Raw genomic sequence first — 15,006 nt, forward strand, 5'->3', positions numbered from 1 at the left:
ACGTCAGCGCCCCATAAGCGAGGAAATTTCTGGGGCTTATTCGATGCTGGCCCTCCCCGCCCGGTGTGCTTGAATGAAAGGCATGCTGGATCATAAAGACTGTCTTTCTATCGACGCCGCGAAGCTCTACTACAACTCCGGGTTTTCGCAGGCGGAGGTGGCGGCACACCTGGGGATTTCCCGGCCGACGGTCTCCAAATTGCTCACCCATGCCGCCGAGCGCGGCTTTGTCACCATGAGTATTACCGATCCCCGCGAGCAGTCCGATGAGCTGGTTTCTGCACTCTGCGAGCGCTTTTCGCTTGCCGATGCCCGCGTCACCGCCACCCCTCCCGGCGGATCCCTGCTTGCAGATCTAGGCAGCGCCGGCGCCGCCCTACTGGAAGAACTCATTACCGATCACACCTCGGTGGGCCTTTCCTGGGGCGAAACCATGTCCGCGGTGGCCTCCCATTTGCGCAAGCGGCCACTGGATGGCGTGGACATCATCCAGCTCAAGGGCGGGCATTCCCACTCGGATCGCTCCACTAAGGATCTGCAGACTATGCAGGCGTTTACCCAAGCCTTTAATGCCGAGGCACACCTGCTTCCCCTCCCGGTCATCTTCGATTCCGTTGAAGCCAAGGAATGGGTCTCCCGCGATAGGCATATTGCCAAGATTTTGCAGATGGGGGCATCAGTAAGCGTGGCAGTATTTACCGTCGGCGCCATGGAAAAAGAATCGCTCGCGCTTAACTTAGGATATCTCACCGAAAGCGAAGAGGAAGAATTGCTCACCAATGCGGTGGGAGATGTATGCTCGCGCTTTTTCACCGCCCAAGGCGATGTTGCCAGTCAGGCGGTGGATGAGCGCACCGTTGGCATTAGCCTGAGCGATTTAACAACACGCCCCACCCGCGTCTTAGTAGCCGGCGGTGCCCATAAGGCCGAGGCACTACAGGTCGCTTTGGATATGGGCCTTGCCACCCACCTAGTCACGGATCGAACTACGGCACACAAACTGGTGAACTCTACAGAGAGGCGCCTTCCTCACCATTAATGCACATTTGTTAATTATTTCATTGACATTGGTGCCACGGGGGCTAAACTGACTGGTGACACAGTCCACCAGTCAACGTTGAGGAGTACTCCATGTCTCAGACCGAGATTTCCACCCCGCACATCAATCCGCATGGCGCCCCCATCGCAGAGACCGTTTTGCTGCCCGGCGATCCCCTCCGCGCCAAATTCATCGCGGATACCTTCCTGGAAGATGTCGTCCAATTCAATGAAATCCGCAACATGCTGGGCTTTACCGGCACCTACAACGGCAAGCCCATCTCCGTTATGGGCACGGGTATGGGAATTCCCTCTATCGGTATCTACTCCTGGGAATTGATCCATAAGTTCGGTGCGAAGAAGCTCATCCGCGTCGGCTCCATCGGTGCTATGCAGGAAGACATCGAATTGCACGACGTCATCGTGGCAGCTTCTGCTTCTACCGATTCCAACTTCCTGTCACAGTATGACCTGCCTGGTACCTACGCCCCCACCGCATCCTGGAAGCTGCTCAAGGCGCTGGTAGATGAGGCCGAGCGCCAGGAGACCCCGATTCACGTGGGCAATATCCTAAGCACCGACACGTTCTACCACATGGACCAGACCGTCAACGGCCGCTGGGCACACATGGGCGTGCTTGGCGTGGAGATGGAATCCGCCGCGCTCTATGCCACCGCCGCCGAGGCCGGCGTCGACGCCTTGGGTCTATTCACCGTCTCAGACAATGTGGTCAACGGCACCCAGCTTTCTGCCGAGGACCGCCAGAGCGCATTCCACACCATGATGAAACTCGCCTTGCCGCTTAACGCAGTCGACTAAGCTCCTCCTGCCACAAAGGACTACTTCCATGCTGAAAAAAGTTAAGGCCATGCCGGAGGATCGCACCCAGGTTAACCCCAAGGCGGCCGTCCCTATCCTTCTTTTCGTCTTCGTCTTCTCTCTCATCATTGACAATGGATTCAAGACGATGACCATGCCGATCGCGCAAGCGCTGGAGATCTCCGATAAGACCGCTTCGCTGCAGGCCTCGCTGGCCGGCGTCATTATTGGTATCGGTGCCGTCGTCTACGCCGCCTTGGCGGACTCCATCTCTATTCGGAAGCTCATGCTTACCGGTATCGGGTTTGTGGCCGTGGGTTCCATCCTGGCCTTCATCTTCTCCGGTTCATGGGCCATGGTACTGACCGGGCGTTTGATTCAAACCACCGGTTTGGCCGCCGCTGAGACGCTTTATGTCATCTACGTGACCAAGCACTTGAGCGAGGATGATCAAAAGACCTACCTCGGTTTTTCCACCGCCGCCTTCCAGGCCGGCCTGCTCATTGGTGCGCTGACCTCCGGGTTCATCTCCACCTACGTGTCCTGGACGGCGATATTCCTCATCCCACTTATCCTCCTGCTCACCATTCCGACCATCATTAAAAATGTGCCGGAAGATGAGGCTGTGGAGGGCCACCTGGACGCAATAGGCTTGTTCTTTGTCGCCATCTTCGCCAGCGCCCTCATCCTGTTTATGCAGGACTACGTCTGGTACTGGCTCGTCTTGGCGGCCATTGGCCTGGTCCTTTTCATCGTGCACATCAAGAACGCAAAGAACCCCGTGGTCACCCCGGAATTCTTCACCAACGGACGCTACGTGTGGACCATCGTCATGGTGCTCTTTGTCTATTCCACTCAGCTGGGCTTTATCTTCTTGCTTCCCTATGCAGCCCAGGACATGCATGGCATGAGCCTCGACCGCGCTTCATTGTTGCTCATTCCGGGCTATGCCTGCGCCGTGCTCGTCGGTATTTTGTCCGGCAAGATCGGCACGGTGCTCTCGTCTCGATCCACCATCTATACCGCTTTTGCTTTGGTTGCAGGTTCCTTATTCATTGCCGCGCTCTTTGCACAGGTTCACGTGGCCGTGCTTGTTATCACCATCATTGCCTTTGCCAGCGGCTTTTCCCTGATGTACGCACCACTGGTCAATACTGCGCTGCGCAATATCACCGCGGCCAAGTCCGGTATCGCCATCGGCTTTTATAACCTCACCATCAATATCGCCATCCCACTGGGCATTGCGTACACCGCCAAGCTGATGGAGTCCACCAGCTACACCACCACCCTGTTCATTCTCACCGTCATCGCCCTCTTCGGTTCCGCGCTGTACATCATTTCGGATCTGAAGATGGCTAAAAACGAACCCGCCGCAGTTTCCTAAAGGAGAAAATCATGACTTCCCAGAATCTCACCCGCTCAGACGTTGCTTCCTATATCGACCACACCCTGCTCAAGCCGGAGGCCACCCCGGAGCAATTCCGCGCCCTGGTAGAAGAGGCCACCAAGCTTGGTACCTACGCCGTGTGCGTCTCCCCTTCCGCCCTGCCGCTCGAGACCCCGGAGTCCCTCCATGTCGCCACGGTCGTGGGCTTTCCCTCCGGCGCCGTCAAGCCGGAAATCAAGGCCGCTGAGGCCGCCCGCGCGGTTGCCGATGGCGCCGAGGAAGTAGACATGGTCATCAACATCCCGCTGGCCATCGAGGGCCGCGCCGAGGAGCTGCAGGCAGAAATCCAGGCCGTGCGCGATGCCATCCCAGGCAAGGTGCTCAAGGTCATCATCGAGTCTGCCGCGCTTTCCGATGCCGCCATCGTCCTCGCCTGCCAGGCCTCCGCTGCCGCCCAGGCGGACTTTGTCAAGACCTCCACCGGCTTCCACCCCGCCGGCGGCGCCTCCACCCACGCGGTAAAGCTCATGCGCGAGACCGTAGGCGACAAGCTGGGTGTGAAGGCCTCCGGCGGCATCCGCACCGCCAAGGATGCCCTCGCCATGATCGAGGCCGGCGCCAGCCGCCTGGGGCTGTCCTCCTCCGCCAAGATCCTCGAGGAGCTTTAAGCCATGTCTGTGGATACGAGCTTCGATTTCGACTACGCCCGCACCTGGGCCGAACACGATCCGGATGCGGACACCGCCCGCCAGGTGCTGACGTGGATCGAGGAAGATAATTCCGAAGAACTCGCCGCCGCCTTCGCTGGCCCCCTGAACTTTGGTACCGCAGGCCTGCGCGCTGCCGTGGGCGCGGGCGAATCCCGCATGAACCGCGCGGTGGTTATTCGCACCACCTACGGGCTTATCACCTGGCTCAAGCAGCAGGTGGATACCCCAGTCGTGGTCATTGGCTGCGATGCCCGTCACGGCTCTGCGCAGTTCCAGCGTGATGCCGCGCAGGTCATCTCCGCCGCAGGTGGCAAGGCCCTGGTCCTGCCCGCGCAGGACCCTACCCCACTGACCGCTTTCACGGTCCGTTCCCTGGGCGCGGATGCCGGCATTATGGTCACCGCCTCCCACAACCCGCCTGCCGATAATGGCTACAAGGTCTACCTGGGCGGCCGCGTTGCCACCGGCCCGGGCGAGGGCGTGCAGCTTATCTCCCCAGCCGATAAGGAGATCGCCGCCGCCATTGCTGAAGCCCCCTATGCCGACGAGATCCCGCTCACCTCCGATCACATCGAGGACGTCGATACCCGTGCGGAGTACCTCGAGCGCGCCGCCGCGTTGGTCGGTGAAAATACCGATATCACCATCGCGCTGACCGCCATGCACGGCGTAGGTGCCGAACTGGGCAAGGAACTGCTGTCTCGCTGCGGCTTTAACGTCTCGCTGGTGTCAGAGCAGGCCGCTCCTGACCCAGATTTCCCTACGGTCTCCTTCCCCAACCCGGAGGAGCCCGGCGCGCTGGATCTTGGCATTCAGCATGCCGAGAAAATCGGCGCCGATATCCTTATCGCTTATGACCCTGACGCCGATCGCTGCGCCGCCGCCGTGCCTACCGATGGCACCTGGCGCCAGCTCAGTGGCGATGAGACCGGCGCCTTGCTTGGCGATTATCTCGCCCGCCGCGGCGCTACCGGCAACTTCGCCAACTCCCTCGTATCGTCCCGCCTGCTCGGGCGCATCGCCGCGCACTACGGCCTCGGCCACGAGGAAACCCTGACCGGTTTCAAGTGGATCGCCCGCACCCCGGAGCTCGCCTTCGGCTATGAAGAAGCCATTGGTTTCTGCCCCGATCCCAACGCAGTGCGCGACAAGGACGGCATCTCCACCTCCGTGGTGCTCGCCAGCCTCGCCGCCGAATGCAAGGCAGCCGGAAGCAGCCTCCTAGGCCGCTTGGACGACATCTACGCCACGGTCGGCGCCCTGCACACGCAGCCGCTGACCTTCCGCGTCGAGGACCTGAGCCTGATTACCCAAGCAATGGAAAAAGTTTCTACCACCCCACCGACCGAGCTCGCCGGCTCCCCGGTGTCCAAGGGGGAAAAGTTTGCCCAAGGCTCGAAGTTCTTCACCGATAACGATGACCGCGTTATCGTTCGCCCCTCCGGCACCGAGCCCAAGCTCAAGTGCTACCTGGAGTCCCCCGACGCCGGTCGCCTCGATGCCATCGCGGCCGATCTGCGCGATTACTTCGGGCTCTAAGCCCTCAAAGCCGGGTTATGCCCTGTGCACCTATTGAGGCCCGCTGTTTCCACTACTTGGACAGCAGCGAGCCTGTAAAGCAGACTTTCATTGCAGCTGCACTGGCTTATGCAGGTTGGGCCCTATGATCTCGTCAACCTCCAACAAATCCAGTATGGAATAGTTTCTCGAGTTCCCAGCCTGGCCAAGATGAAGAGATTTAAAGGCAACTGACGCTGCTAAATTCTTGGGATCCAGGTCATGTTGGATGCTCGCGATAAGCAATTGATCGATCCCATTTACTAAAAGTGGGATAACTTTATCCGCGACGGATTCGATCCCGTTACCTACAACCCGTCCGCTGTGGACGATCAAATTTCGCTTCCGGTATAGACGCTGAAATTCCCTTTGCAGAATACCGGAAGTGCGTTCGAAGATTTCGCTTGGATTATTAAAAGCTTCTTGCATCTTGCCGATAGCTAGTTGATCGACGGGATCGAGAAGATAAAAATCATTCCGCTCTAGGATTACACTCTCCATTAGCTTTGCTCTCTCTATGCTAGCTTCCGCATTTTTGATCTGCGCTGCTACCGAGCACTCGCCTTTGTAACGATCTGCATAATTCTTAGCTAACCACGTCATTTCGGTACGAAAATAACTCGCCGCGACTACGCGCGCCATTCTTTCGGCACCAATTCGATCATCCTCGCCCGAATCCACTAAAAGGGATTCGATGGCAACCCATCCATTGACAAGAGCCACGTGGGGATTGTTCGTCTGAAGAGGTTCTATAATAGCCAGAATATTTCTGGGTTTATTTCCGATTTCCAAATGGTGGAGAGTGTCCGCCCTCTGGAATGCACGGAGTTTCAAAGGTTGGATTCCCCGCCGAGTGGGAAAGGAGTTCCCTTTTTCTTTAGACCACATGACAGGAAGAATGGAGAACCGGTTTTCGGATCCAGATTCAAACTTAAAAGATAGCTGCGACAGTAATTGTTGTGCTTGACTGGCAGCTTCGTTTACGTCACGTGCTTGCACATTAAGTATGAAACCGCCATGATGACGCTCGGTCTTTGCCTGAGGAGCGTGCTTGTGTTTCCACTGCTTCAGTTGTTTTGCACTAAGCCACTCAGAGGGTGGCGTAGATGAATGAAGAAAGTCAGGAGCGCGGTCGACAGGAACTGCAAAGCTAAAGTTCTTAGCCTTATATTTTATCCTCTTGTCTAATTCACGCAGGAGGGTGGAGAATTCGCAGTGGTCATCCGCAGTTTTGTAGTCATGTATAACGCTATAGATGCTTGGTGCAGGCACGCCACAGTAAAGCAAGTGCGACACGATACGCTTCGCAGTTCCCTCTACATCTAGATTTCCAGCTTTACTTGGAGACTCGAATACATCTGCCCAATTTTGTAGATAGGTCTGCTTCAAATCTTGTGCGTGCTTCTCAGCTAGCTGGACATCGTGACTATTCGCATTGCTAGCGGAACCGATATTATCCACAATGCTATTAAGGTTCTTTTGGATAGAGGATACTCCCAAATCATTTCCAAGAGCCTTACGCATATGCCCACGCAGCTCCTTTAATGCTGCTGAGCTGGTCCCAGGGATCCTCGATTCGTTTAAGGCCTCATCGACCAACTCGAGAGTGCCAGCGCGCCAATCCCTCCGGTGCCAAGGGGTGGTGCGGGAGGTCAATTCAAGCATACGAGGCACTATGCCTTCTAGCTTTTCTGGTTTGATGATGATCATCGGTGTGCTAACCTAAAAGTTGCAAATGGGAATCACGTAAAAGATATGTCATTACCTTTGTACATTGACATTCTTTTGCCTGTACTCCCATTCTAGCTTCAGAGGCGCTCCCCTTCTTATGGGTTGAGCGCCTCTTTTTATGTGCACCTGCCCCGGATGGCTTAAACCGCGGCCTAAACACACATTTTGTCGTTTAAGCCAAGGCTGAGGCACTCCATCGCACTAACCGCGAAGAAGCCCCACAAGCTTGTGCTTGTGGGGCTCTGTGTTGTGCCAGGTAGAAGATTCGAACTTCTGAAGGCAATGCCGGCGGATTTACAGTCCGCTCCCTTTGGCCGCTCGGGCAACCTGGCATGCACTCTGTGGTGCGTGTATGTACTTTACTATGAAGCACCCACCTACCTCCAAATCGCCAGCGCAGCGGGGAGAAATGGGGTGTGTAGGAGGGGTGCAGGCAAGCAGCTAGCCCACGCGGCGAACGGTGTAGTCCGCGAGCTGGCGCAGCGCTTGGCTAGCGGAATTTTCCGGCAGTACGGAAAGCTGTTCTTCTACAGTGCGTAGGTAGGCGTTGATGTCCTCTAGCGCCCTCTGACGGCCGCCAGACTGGCGCAGGAGCTCGATGGCACGCTCGACCTCAGCATCGGTTTCTAGGGGGCCTGTCAGCAGCTCACGCAGCTGGTCGCCCACTTCCCCGTCCTCTTCCAAGGCGTAGAGGACCGGGAGGGTAAACACGCCCTCGCGCAGGTCCGTGCCCGGGGTCTTTCCGGAGTCCTTCGGATCGGAGAAGATATCGATGACATCGTCCACGATCTGGAAGATCATGCCGATGGCACCGCCAATGCGGTACAGGGCCGCAGCGTGATCGGCCGAAGCGCCGGAGTGGTAAGCGCCAAGGTAGCCGGCCGAGGCGATAAGCACCGCGGTCTTTTCCTGAATAACGGCCATGTAGTGGTCCACGGGGTTGGCTTCACCGGCACCGATGGTCTCGCGCATCTGGCCGGTCACCAGCTCTTCAAAGGTATCCGCGAAGTGGCCCACGGTATGGGTATCTAGTTGGCTCATCAGACGAGAGGCGTGCGCGAGGAGGGCATCGCCGGCAAGGATGGCTACGGAGTTATTCCACCGAGAGTTGGCGGATTCCACGCCGCGGCGGCGGTCCGCCTCATCCATCACATCATCGTGGTACAGGGTGGCAACGTGCACCATCTCCACAACGGTGGCAGACTTAATAACCTCTTCACAGCCCGGTTTGGCGCCGTACTCAGAGGCAAGCAGTGCCATCATCGGGCGGAAGCGCTTGCCGCCTGCCTTGGACAGATGGCTTACCTTGTCCTTCAAGAAGTCCTGGCCGCGGTCAGTTTCACTGCGCAGCTTTTCTTCTACTGCTTCCATGCCCGCGCCAATGCGTTCATTAAGCTGTGGATCACCAAGATCCACGTGAGTGGCATGCGAGTGGCCGTGAGTCATTAAATAGCGTTCCTTGCAATTAAAAGCCAGAGATAATCGTTTATCTACCGTAGTCCAAACCAGCCCCCTTAACACACTTGAGGGGTTGAACTAGTGCAATGATAGTCCCTATGTCGGAACAGATCGATTCCCCCCGCCCTGTCGAAGTCGCCATTATCGGTGCAGGACCCGCAGGAAGTGCCGCGGCCATCCACGCCGCCCGCGCTGGTTATGAGACTGTCCTCATTGATTCAGCCACCTTCCCCCGCGATAAAACCTGCGGCGATGGGCTCACCCCACGGGCAATGCACCAGCTAGACAAGCTCGGCATCACCGTTAACGCCTTCTACCGCACCCGAGGGCTTAAACTGCACGGCTACGGCGGGAACGTTACCGCCCCGTGGCCGCAGACCTATCCTTCCCAGGTGGGCACTGCCCTGCCGCGCTTTAGGCTCGATACCCAGTTGGCAGAGGCCGCCACTGCCGCAGGCGCGACGCTTATCTCTGGTACCCCCGCGAGCGCCCCAGTCATGGAGGGCAACCGGGTGACCTCGTTTCGCATTGGCGAGCTGATTATTCAGCCGAAATGGCTCATCGTGGCCGATGGCGTGCGTTCTACCTTTGGCAAGCAACTGGGCCGCACCTGGCACCGGGATGAGGTCTATGGCATCGCCGCGCGCTCCTATGCCGCCTCCCCTCAAGCAACCGAGCCATGGATGCACTCGCACGTGGAATTAAAAGATGAAGATGATGCAGTCCAGCCCGGCTACGGGTGGATTTTCCCGTTGGGTGCAGAGCTTGGGCAGGTCAATATCGGCGTCGGCGCGCTGTCGACCGCGCAGCGGCCGGCCAAGATTAATACCAAAAAGTTGCTGGAGTTCTACGCCGCCCAGCAGCGCGCGGAGTGGGGCCTTGGGGACATCGAACACGTCACCTCTGCCCTGCTGCCCATGGGCGGGGCGGTCTCTAATGTAGCGGGGGCCAACTGGATGCTCATTGGCGATGCCGCCGCTTGCGTGAATCCTTTAAACGGCGAGGGCATCGACTACGGCCTCGAGACCGCAGCGCTCGCGGTGGGCATGCTCGGGCCGAAGGATTTCACCCTCGCGTGGCCAGCTACCCTGCGCGAGCACTACGGCGAATCCTTCCTGCTTGCGCGCACCGCCGCCCGCCTGTTGACCTACCCGCAATTCCTGCCCGTGGCGGGCCCATTAGCACTGCGCGGGCCGGTGGGCCGCTTGCTGATGCCCGCCGCAGCCCGCCTCATGGGCAACCTCATCACGGAGGAGGACCGCGACCTTATCGCCCGCCTGTGGCGCACGGCCGGCCGCAGCGTAGGCGCCATCCGGCGCGATACGCCCCTGTGGGCCTCCACCGCGGCGGTCTAGGAGGGCTGCAGGAGGGGTTTACTTCGGGGCATCCGCAAGCGGCTTCGTTGCCGAGTGCAAGGCAACGATGCCCAAGGTGAGGTTTTGCCAGCCCGCGTCGGTCCAGCCGTTGCGGTTGATGGCCGCCGCCAACTCCTCTTGTCCAGGCCAAGCGCGGATGGATTCCGCGAGGTAAATATAGGCATCCGGGTTGGAGGAGACCACGCGCGCTACCGGGGGCAGCAGGCGCATGAGGTATTCCTTGTACACGGTGCCGAATACCGGGACGATGGGCGTGGAAAATTCCGCCACCGCCAGGCGCCCGCCCGGCTTGGTCACGCGCGCCATTTCCCGCAGCCCCAGCTCGTAATCGTGGATATTGCGCAGGCCATAGGAGATGGTGACGGCGTCAAACGTATTATCCGCAAAGGGCAATTTCATGCCATCGCCGGCCACCTTGGGCACGTCGCGCTCGCTTCCGGCGGCAAGCATGCCGCGCGAAAAATCGCAGGCTACGCACCACGCGCCGGATTTGGACAGCTCTTCTGTAGACACCGCGGTTCCGGCCGCGAGGTCAAGAACCTTTTCCCCCGGCTGCAGGTTAAGGCGCTCGCGGGTGCGCTTGCGCCAGCGCTTGTCCTGCCCAAAGGACAGGATGGTATTGGTGAGGTCGTATTTTTCGCCGACGGCGTCAAACATGCGCGCGACGTCGAAGGGCTTTTTATCCAGATCTGCCTTAGACACAAATGCCTAGTCTAGGCTACGCGTGCGCCGAGGGCACGAGCCGCCCACCGCGGTAGCTCCGGGCGCTGCCCCAAAATGGTCAGCGGCACCCGGCGGGTATCTTCTAACACCTCTTCGTAGTAGCCCACCAGCTGCTCGCACAGCGCGGTCCACGTCTTAGAAGAAATGGAGGCGCGGGCATTATCCCGCAACTCCGCATGGATCTCTGGGTTTAAAAGCGCATCGACGGCATTGGGCAGATCCTCGACAAAGCTATCCACGTCTAAGAGCAGGCCGTTATAGCCTTCCTGGATAAGGTCCACGGGCCCGCCTGCCCGCGGGCCGATGGTGGGCACGCCAGAGGCTTGGGCCTCCTGGATGGACTGGCAGAAGGTTTCAAATTCGCCGGCGTGCACAAATACATCGAGCGAGGCATAGGCCTGGGCCAGTTCCTCACCGCTGAGCGCGCCGGTGAACACGGCGCTGGGAAGCTGCGCCTCCAGCAGAGGGCGCTCTGGACCGTCACCGACGATGACCAGCTGAATATCCTCGCGACCATTGAGGGCGGACAGGCGGTGCACGCCCTTTTCCGCGGCCAAGCGGCCGACGAAGCCGACGATGTTTTTCTTTCCGCTCCGATCCCAGCTGCGGCGCAGCACAGCAGAGCGTTTTTCGGGATGGAATAGCTCGGCATTGACGCCGCGGCCCCAGTGGCGCACGTGCTTGATGTGGTGTTTTTCCAAATCCCGGATGGTCAGCGAGGATGGCGCCAAGGTCATCTGGCAGGAGTTGTGGATCGTGCGCAGCCACTCCCACACGGCGTAAGCCAAGGCGGAGGCGTGGTACTTGGTGGCGAAGCCTGCGACATCGGTTTGGTAGAGCGCCACTGCCGGAATGCGCTGTTGGCGGGCCGAAAATGCGCCCGCCGCACCCAGCACAAACGGGCTAGCTAGGTGGATAATATCAGGCTTAAACTTCCGCAGCGCATCATCCACGGCCGTGGTCGGCACGCCCACCGGCAACGAATCCACCAGCGGCACGCGCACGGTGGGCACGCGGTAGATGGGAAAGCCCAAGTAATCGGGGATTTCTTCTTGGCCCTCGCGGGCACCGGGGGCGATGACAATCGCATCGTGTCCGGTTTCGTGCAGGTGCTCCAAAACGCGCAGCACCGAGTTTGTCACGCCATTGACATTGGGGAGGAACGATTCGGCCACGATTGCAACTCGCATGCCACCATAATGGCCTATTTTTCTTGGCCTTTGGTGAATCCAATGAAAAATCTAGGTAAATTATTTTTCAGCGCGACTTTCAGCCCGGCGGGTGGTCACAGTAATAAGCCGCCACAAACCCACGGCGGCAAGCGTAGACACAACCGCCACGGATAGCGCCGGTATGACCGCCAAGGTCCACTCGCGGCCTTCTACCTTTACCAGGTCCGGGTTATCTTCAGCATACTGCACCCATACCTGCTGGCCCTCGCCCAGATCCGTGGGGTAGAGCAATCCTTGCCGCGGGGAATGATAGATCCCGTCGCTATCTTGAAAATCCACGGTGGTGCGCAGCACGCCAACGTCTTTGACCGTTGCCAAGGCCCGGCTAGGCTGCGCGGAAATGGCGCGATCATTGAGGAAGGGCCCTACCACCAGGCCCACCGACCCCACGATCAGCGCCACATAGATGGCCAGCACAAGCTGGTGCAGCCGGCGCCGAAAAACCGCGGGCCTATAGCGCGGGGCCACTTACTGGCCCACCTTCTGCGTGAGCTTATCCTGCAGCGCCCGGCGCGTGGCACGGGTGGTCTGCGCCTCCACGATAGTGATGCCCGTGGAGTATTCCTTGAGCTCTGCCAGGGTATCCAGCAGCTCCTGCGGGGTGGTCACCAAGCGGTAGTCGGCGCCATACGCCTCAGCCAGCTTGCCGATGCCCACCCCATGCGGCGTGCCAAAGGCCGGCTCGAAGGCATCGCGAAGCGCGGGCGCGCCTTGCTCCAGGGTCTCGAAGATGCCGCCGCCATTGTCATTGGCCACCACGATGGTGAGGTTCTCTGGCCGCGGCTGGTCCTCCGGGATCAGCAGCCCATTGGCATCGTGCAAAAAGGTCACATCCCCTACCAGGGCCATCACGCGTGGGGCGCGCCAATTGGTGGGATCCAGCGATTGCGTGGCCAGGGCGACGCCGATGGCTTGGGAGACGGTGCCATCGATGCCGGCCACCCCGCGCGGGGCGTAGGTATCCACGCCATCGAAGGGCATACCGATGAGGGAGGCATCGCGCACCGGATTCGAGGCGCCGAGTATCACCGTGTCATTGACCGCGAGCGTATCGCCTACCGCCGCCGCTACGTGCAGGCCGGTGAACCCGAGTTCTTCATCCTCCAGGGTTGTGCGCACGGCTTCGCCGGCCATGTCGGTCGCGCCCTGGCAAATCTTGAGCCACTCGCGGCTTGGCTCCCCTATGGTCTTGACGGTGGTGCCAAGGCGCGCGTTATCCCCGCGCTGGTTGGTAAAATCCGCCGTGCGCGAGAGCACCACCAGCTCGATATCCGGGTCATTCATCAGCGCGAGCACGCCGCGATGCAGCGTGGGATGGCCCACCACGATGACCTGCTCGACCTTGGTATTGACCACGTAGTCATTCGCGGAGACCTGCGCCTTGCGGAAAATATGCGCCGCGGCCGGGTGCACGGGGTGGAACGGCCCCGGCGCGGAGGGCTCCGCGATGGTCGGCACGTCTTCTAAGCCGTCAACCTCCCAGGCCTCATCGCCGGCGATGACGAGGGTATTTTTGCTCAAGTCCACCGCGACCTCGCCGTGGTCATAAAACCGCGGGGTGGCCGCGCGGGTACCGTCGCCGCCTACCCGCTCCGGCAGGCTATCTCCTACTAGCGGCGCGTCAAAGGCGATATTGATATGCACCTGGAGATCGCGCTCAAACCGCTCCGCAAGAGCGGCGATATCCTCTGCCGCATTGACCTGGGTGGTATCCGCATAGACGCCGAAGATGCCATCTTGCACGATGGTTTGGGAAGCGCCGGTGCCGATCAACCGCTCCGGGCGGTCCGCGCTGATTATGGCGAGCGGGGTATGCGAATAGTGCGCCTCAACCACCGCGGGCAGCGTATTGGCCACGGCCGTGCCGGAAGTCATCACCACCCCGACGTGGCGGTGCTGCACGCGCGCCATGCCCAAGGCGGTAAACGCAGCGCCGCGCTCATCAATGCGCGTATGCACCCGGATATCCTCGCGCGCGAGGAGCGCGAGCGACAGCGGTGCGTTGCGGGAACCCGGGCACAGCACCACATCGGTAAGGTGGCGCGCCAATTGGGCGGCCACCTGTTCAGCCAGCTGCATCGATTCATTCATGCTGCCAGATTTTACCTACTGCGCCGCAGCGGCCGGCAATCGGCAAATGGCAATCCCGCCGCGCCTTGCCGTGCCGCGCCGCCGCCCTGCCTATATCCGGTACCGCTGGTTAGCCCTGCTGCTGGTCGCCGCTATTGCCAAAGAGATCCCGCAAGAGGCGCTCCACGTCGAGGTCATCGCCTTCTTCCAGGCGGTCCTGGATTTCCGGTGGCAGCTCGGTAGGAATATCTTCGGGGAGATCGTCTTGCAGGTTCGGCAGATTGCGCAGGCGCTCAGAAATGTCTGGGCCCGCATCCTCGGTTTCGGTCACCGTGGTGGGCACCTGCGTGGTCGTGGTTTCCGTCACCGGTTCTGGCGCGGGCTTATCGGCATCGCTCGCGGCATTGCGCCACAAGAAGAACAGGGCGCCCGCCGCCAGGATGGCAACCACGGCGATGGCGGCAAAGACCCCGGCCATCCCGCCGTTTTTCTTTCCCCTGCCACGCTGGTCCGGGTCATAGTCCGACGGCACCGGCTCATACTGCTGCTGGGCGTATTGTTGCTGGCCATACTGTTGTTGACCGTACTGCTGGCCATACTGCCCACCGGGCTGCTGGTAGTTTTGTTGGTAATTCTGCTGGTAATCGGCGTTCGCGTCGAATTGCCGCGTCTCATTCTGCGGCTGCTGCGCACCCGGGAAATACTGCTGTGGGTGCTGGCTGCGGGCATTACCGGCCGCGTTATCTGGGACGCGGCCTATCTGGCGCGTGGCATCCTCGGCCGGGCCAGACCACTGGCGGGTCTCGTCAGTGCCGCGCCCATCATCATGAGAGCCTTTTCGGCCATTGGAACCGTTTTCACCAAAGCCATTATTTGTCATGCCTACCAGCTGTACATCATTTTCC

The 15,006-nt window shown here is 59.7% G+C and carries 13 protein-coding genes and 1 tRNA gene; 6 read left to right on the forward strand and 8 right to left on the reverse strand.

Features of this window, described 5'->3' with window-relative positions; all coding sequences use genetic code 11:
• Nucleotides 1–82 precede the first annotated feature (82 nt).
• The 5 genes from ABRP84_RS08435 to ABRP84_RS08455 all read left to right on the forward strand — a co-directional run bounded on the left by ABRP84_RS08435 (nucleotide 83) and on the right by ABRP84_RS08455 (nucleotide 5,493).
• A complete protein-coding gene (locus ABRP84_RS08435) occupies nucleotides 83–1,039 on the forward strand; it encodes a sugar-binding transcriptional regulator (protein WP_349853322.1) in 957 nt (318 codons plus the stop codon).
• A 92-nt stretch (nucleotides 1,040–1,131) separates the two neighbouring features.
• Entirely contained in the window at nucleotides 1,132–1,857 is a 726-nt protein-coding gene (gene deoD / locus ABRP84_RS08440; protein ID WP_023025153.1) for a purine-nucleoside phosphorylase, read from the forward strand.
• Between the two features lie 28 nt (nucleotides 1,858–1,885).
• Nucleotides 1,886–3,241, forward strand: coding sequence for an MFS transporter (locus tag ABRP84_RS08445; RefSeq protein ID WP_349853324.1), 1,356 nt, complete (start codon nucleotides 1,886–1,888; stop codon nucleotides 3,239–3,241).
• An 11-nt stretch (nucleotides 3,242–3,252) separates the two neighbouring features.
• Nucleotides 3,253–3,912 carry a deoxyribose-phosphate aldolase gene (gene deoC, locus ABRP84_RS08450; protein ID WP_349853326.1) on the forward strand — a complete coding sequence of 220 codons (660 nt, stop codon included), beginning with the start codon at nucleotides 3,253–3,255 and terminating at the stop codon, nucleotides 3,910–3,912.
• 3 nt (nucleotides 3,913–3,915) lie between these two features.
• The gene (locus ABRP84_RS08455; protein ID WP_349853328.1) at nucleotides 3,916–5,493 is read left to right on the forward strand and encodes a phospho-sugar mutase; all 1,578 of its coding nucleotides are present in this window, start codon (nucleotides 3,916–3,918) and stop codon (nucleotides 5,491–5,493) included.
• Between the two features lie 87 nt (nucleotides 5,494–5,580).
• Here the strand turns inward: ABRP84_RS08455 and ABRP84_RS08460 are convergent, their stop codons facing one another.
• The 3 genes from ABRP84_RS08460 to ABRP84_RS08470 form a co-directional block, all read right to left on the reverse strand.
• Nucleotides 5,581–7,221 carry a hypothetical protein gene (locus ABRP84_RS08460; RefSeq protein WP_349853329.1) on the reverse strand — a complete coding sequence of 547 codons (1,641 nt, stop codon included), beginning with the start codon at nucleotides 7,219–7,221 and terminating at the stop codon, nucleotides 5,581–5,583.
• Nucleotides 7,222–7,492: 271 nt separating this feature from the next.
• Nucleotides 7,493–7,574: transfer RNA gene (locus ABRP84_RS08465), tRNA-Tyr, on the reverse strand.
• A 109-nt stretch (nucleotides 7,575–7,683) separates the two neighbouring features.
• Entirely contained in the window at nucleotides 7,684–8,688 is a 1,005-nt protein-coding gene (locus tag ABRP84_RS08470) for a polyprenyl synthetase family protein (RefSeq protein ID WP_005281118.1), read from the reverse strand.
• A gap of 98 nt (nucleotides 8,689–8,786) precedes the next feature.
• Here ABRP84_RS08470 and ABRP84_RS08475 point away from each other — a divergent pair, with 98 nt between their 5' ends.
• A complete protein-coding gene (locus ABRP84_RS08475; RefSeq protein ID WP_349853330.1) occupies nucleotides 8,787–10,055 on the forward strand; it encodes a geranylgeranyl reductase family protein in 1,269 nt (422 codons plus the stop codon).
• 18 nt (nucleotides 10,056–10,073) lie between these two features.
• Here the strand turns inward: ABRP84_RS08475 and ABRP84_RS08480 are convergent, their stop codons facing one another.
• The 5 genes from ABRP84_RS08480 to ABRP84_RS08500 form a co-directional block, all read right to left on the reverse strand.
• Nucleotides 10,074–10,778, reverse strand: coding sequence for a demethylmenaquinone methyltransferase (locus ABRP84_RS08480; protein WP_349853331.1), 705 nt, complete (start codon nucleotides 10,776–10,778; stop codon nucleotides 10,074–10,076).
• A gap of 11 nt (nucleotides 10,779–10,789) precedes the next feature.
• Nucleotides 10,790–11,989 (reverse strand): glycosyltransferase family 4 protein, encoded by a 1,200-nt coding sequence (locus ABRP84_RS08485; RefSeq protein ID WP_349853332.1) that lies wholly within the window; start codon nucleotides 11,987–11,989, stop codon nucleotides 10,790–10,792.
• A gap of 60 nt (nucleotides 11,990–12,049) precedes the next feature.
• On the reverse strand, nucleotides 12,050–12,499 hold the full coding sequence (locus ABRP84_RS08490; protein ID WP_349853334.1) for a DUF3592 domain-containing protein: 450 nt from the start codon (nucleotides 12,497–12,499) through the stop codon (nucleotides 12,050–12,052).
• A complete protein-coding gene (gene menD, locus ABRP84_RS08495) occupies nucleotides 12,500–14,122 on the reverse strand; it encodes a 2-succinyl-5-enolpyruvyl-6-hydroxy-3-cyclohexene-1-carboxylic-acid synthase (protein ID WP_349853335.1) in 1,623 nt (540 codons plus the stop codon).
• A 109-nt stretch (nucleotides 14,123–14,231) separates the two neighbouring features.
• Nucleotides 14,232–14,981, reverse strand: coding sequence for a hypothetical protein (locus ABRP84_RS08500; RefSeq protein WP_349853336.1), 750 nt, complete (start codon nucleotides 14,979–14,981; stop codon nucleotides 14,232–14,234).
• Between the last annotated feature and the right edge of the window lie 25 nt (nucleotides 14,982–15,006).

The organism is Corynebacterium sp. KPL2861, from assembly GCF_040225475.1.
Taxonomy (GTDB): domain Bacteria; phylum Actinomycetota; class Actinomycetes; order Mycobacteriales; family Mycobacteriaceae; genus Corynebacterium.

Coding starts and splice junctions, on each gene's coding strand:
- ABRP84_RS08485 (WP_349853332.1), bottom strand. CDS start 11,989: ATGCGAGTTGCAATCGTGGCCGAATCGTTCCTCCCCAATGTCAATGGC.
- ABRP84_RS08500 (WP_349853336.1), bottom strand. CDS start 14,981: ATGACAAATAATGGCTTTGGTGAAAACGGTTCCAATGGCCGAAAAGGC.
- menD (WP_349853335.1), bottom strand. CDS start 14,122: ATGAATGAATCGATGCAGCTGGCTGAACAGGTGGCCGCCCAATTGGCG.
- ABRP84_RS08445 (WP_349853324.1), top strand. CDS start 1,886: ATGCTGAAAAAAGTTAAGGCCATGCCGGAGGATCGCACCCAGGTTAAC.
- ABRP84_RS08470 (WP_005281118.1), bottom strand. CDS start 8,688: ATGACTCACGGCCACTCGCATGCCACTCACGTGGATCTTGGTGATCCA.
- ABRP84_RS08435 (WP_349853322.1), top strand. CDS start 83: ATGCTGGATCATAAAGACTGTCTTTCTATCGACGCCGCGAAGCTCTAC.
- ABRP84_RS08460 (WP_349853329.1), bottom strand. CDS start 7,221: ATGATCATCATCAAACCAGAAAAGCTAGAAGGCATAGTGCCTCGTATG.
- ABRP84_RS08455 (WP_349853328.1), top strand. CDS start 3,916: ATGTCTGTGGATACGAGCTTCGATTTCGACTACGCCCGCACCTGGGCC.
- deoD (WP_023025153.1), top strand. CDS start 1,132: ATGTCTCAGACCGAGATTTCCACCCCGCACATCAATCCGCATGGCGCC.
- deoC (WP_349853326.1), top strand. CDS start 3,253: ATGACTTCCCAGAATCTCACCCGCTCAGACGTTGCTTCCTATATCGAC.
- ABRP84_RS08475 (WP_349853330.1), top strand. CDS start 8,787: ATGATAGTCCCTATGTCGGAACAGATCGATTCCCCCCGCCCTGTCGAA.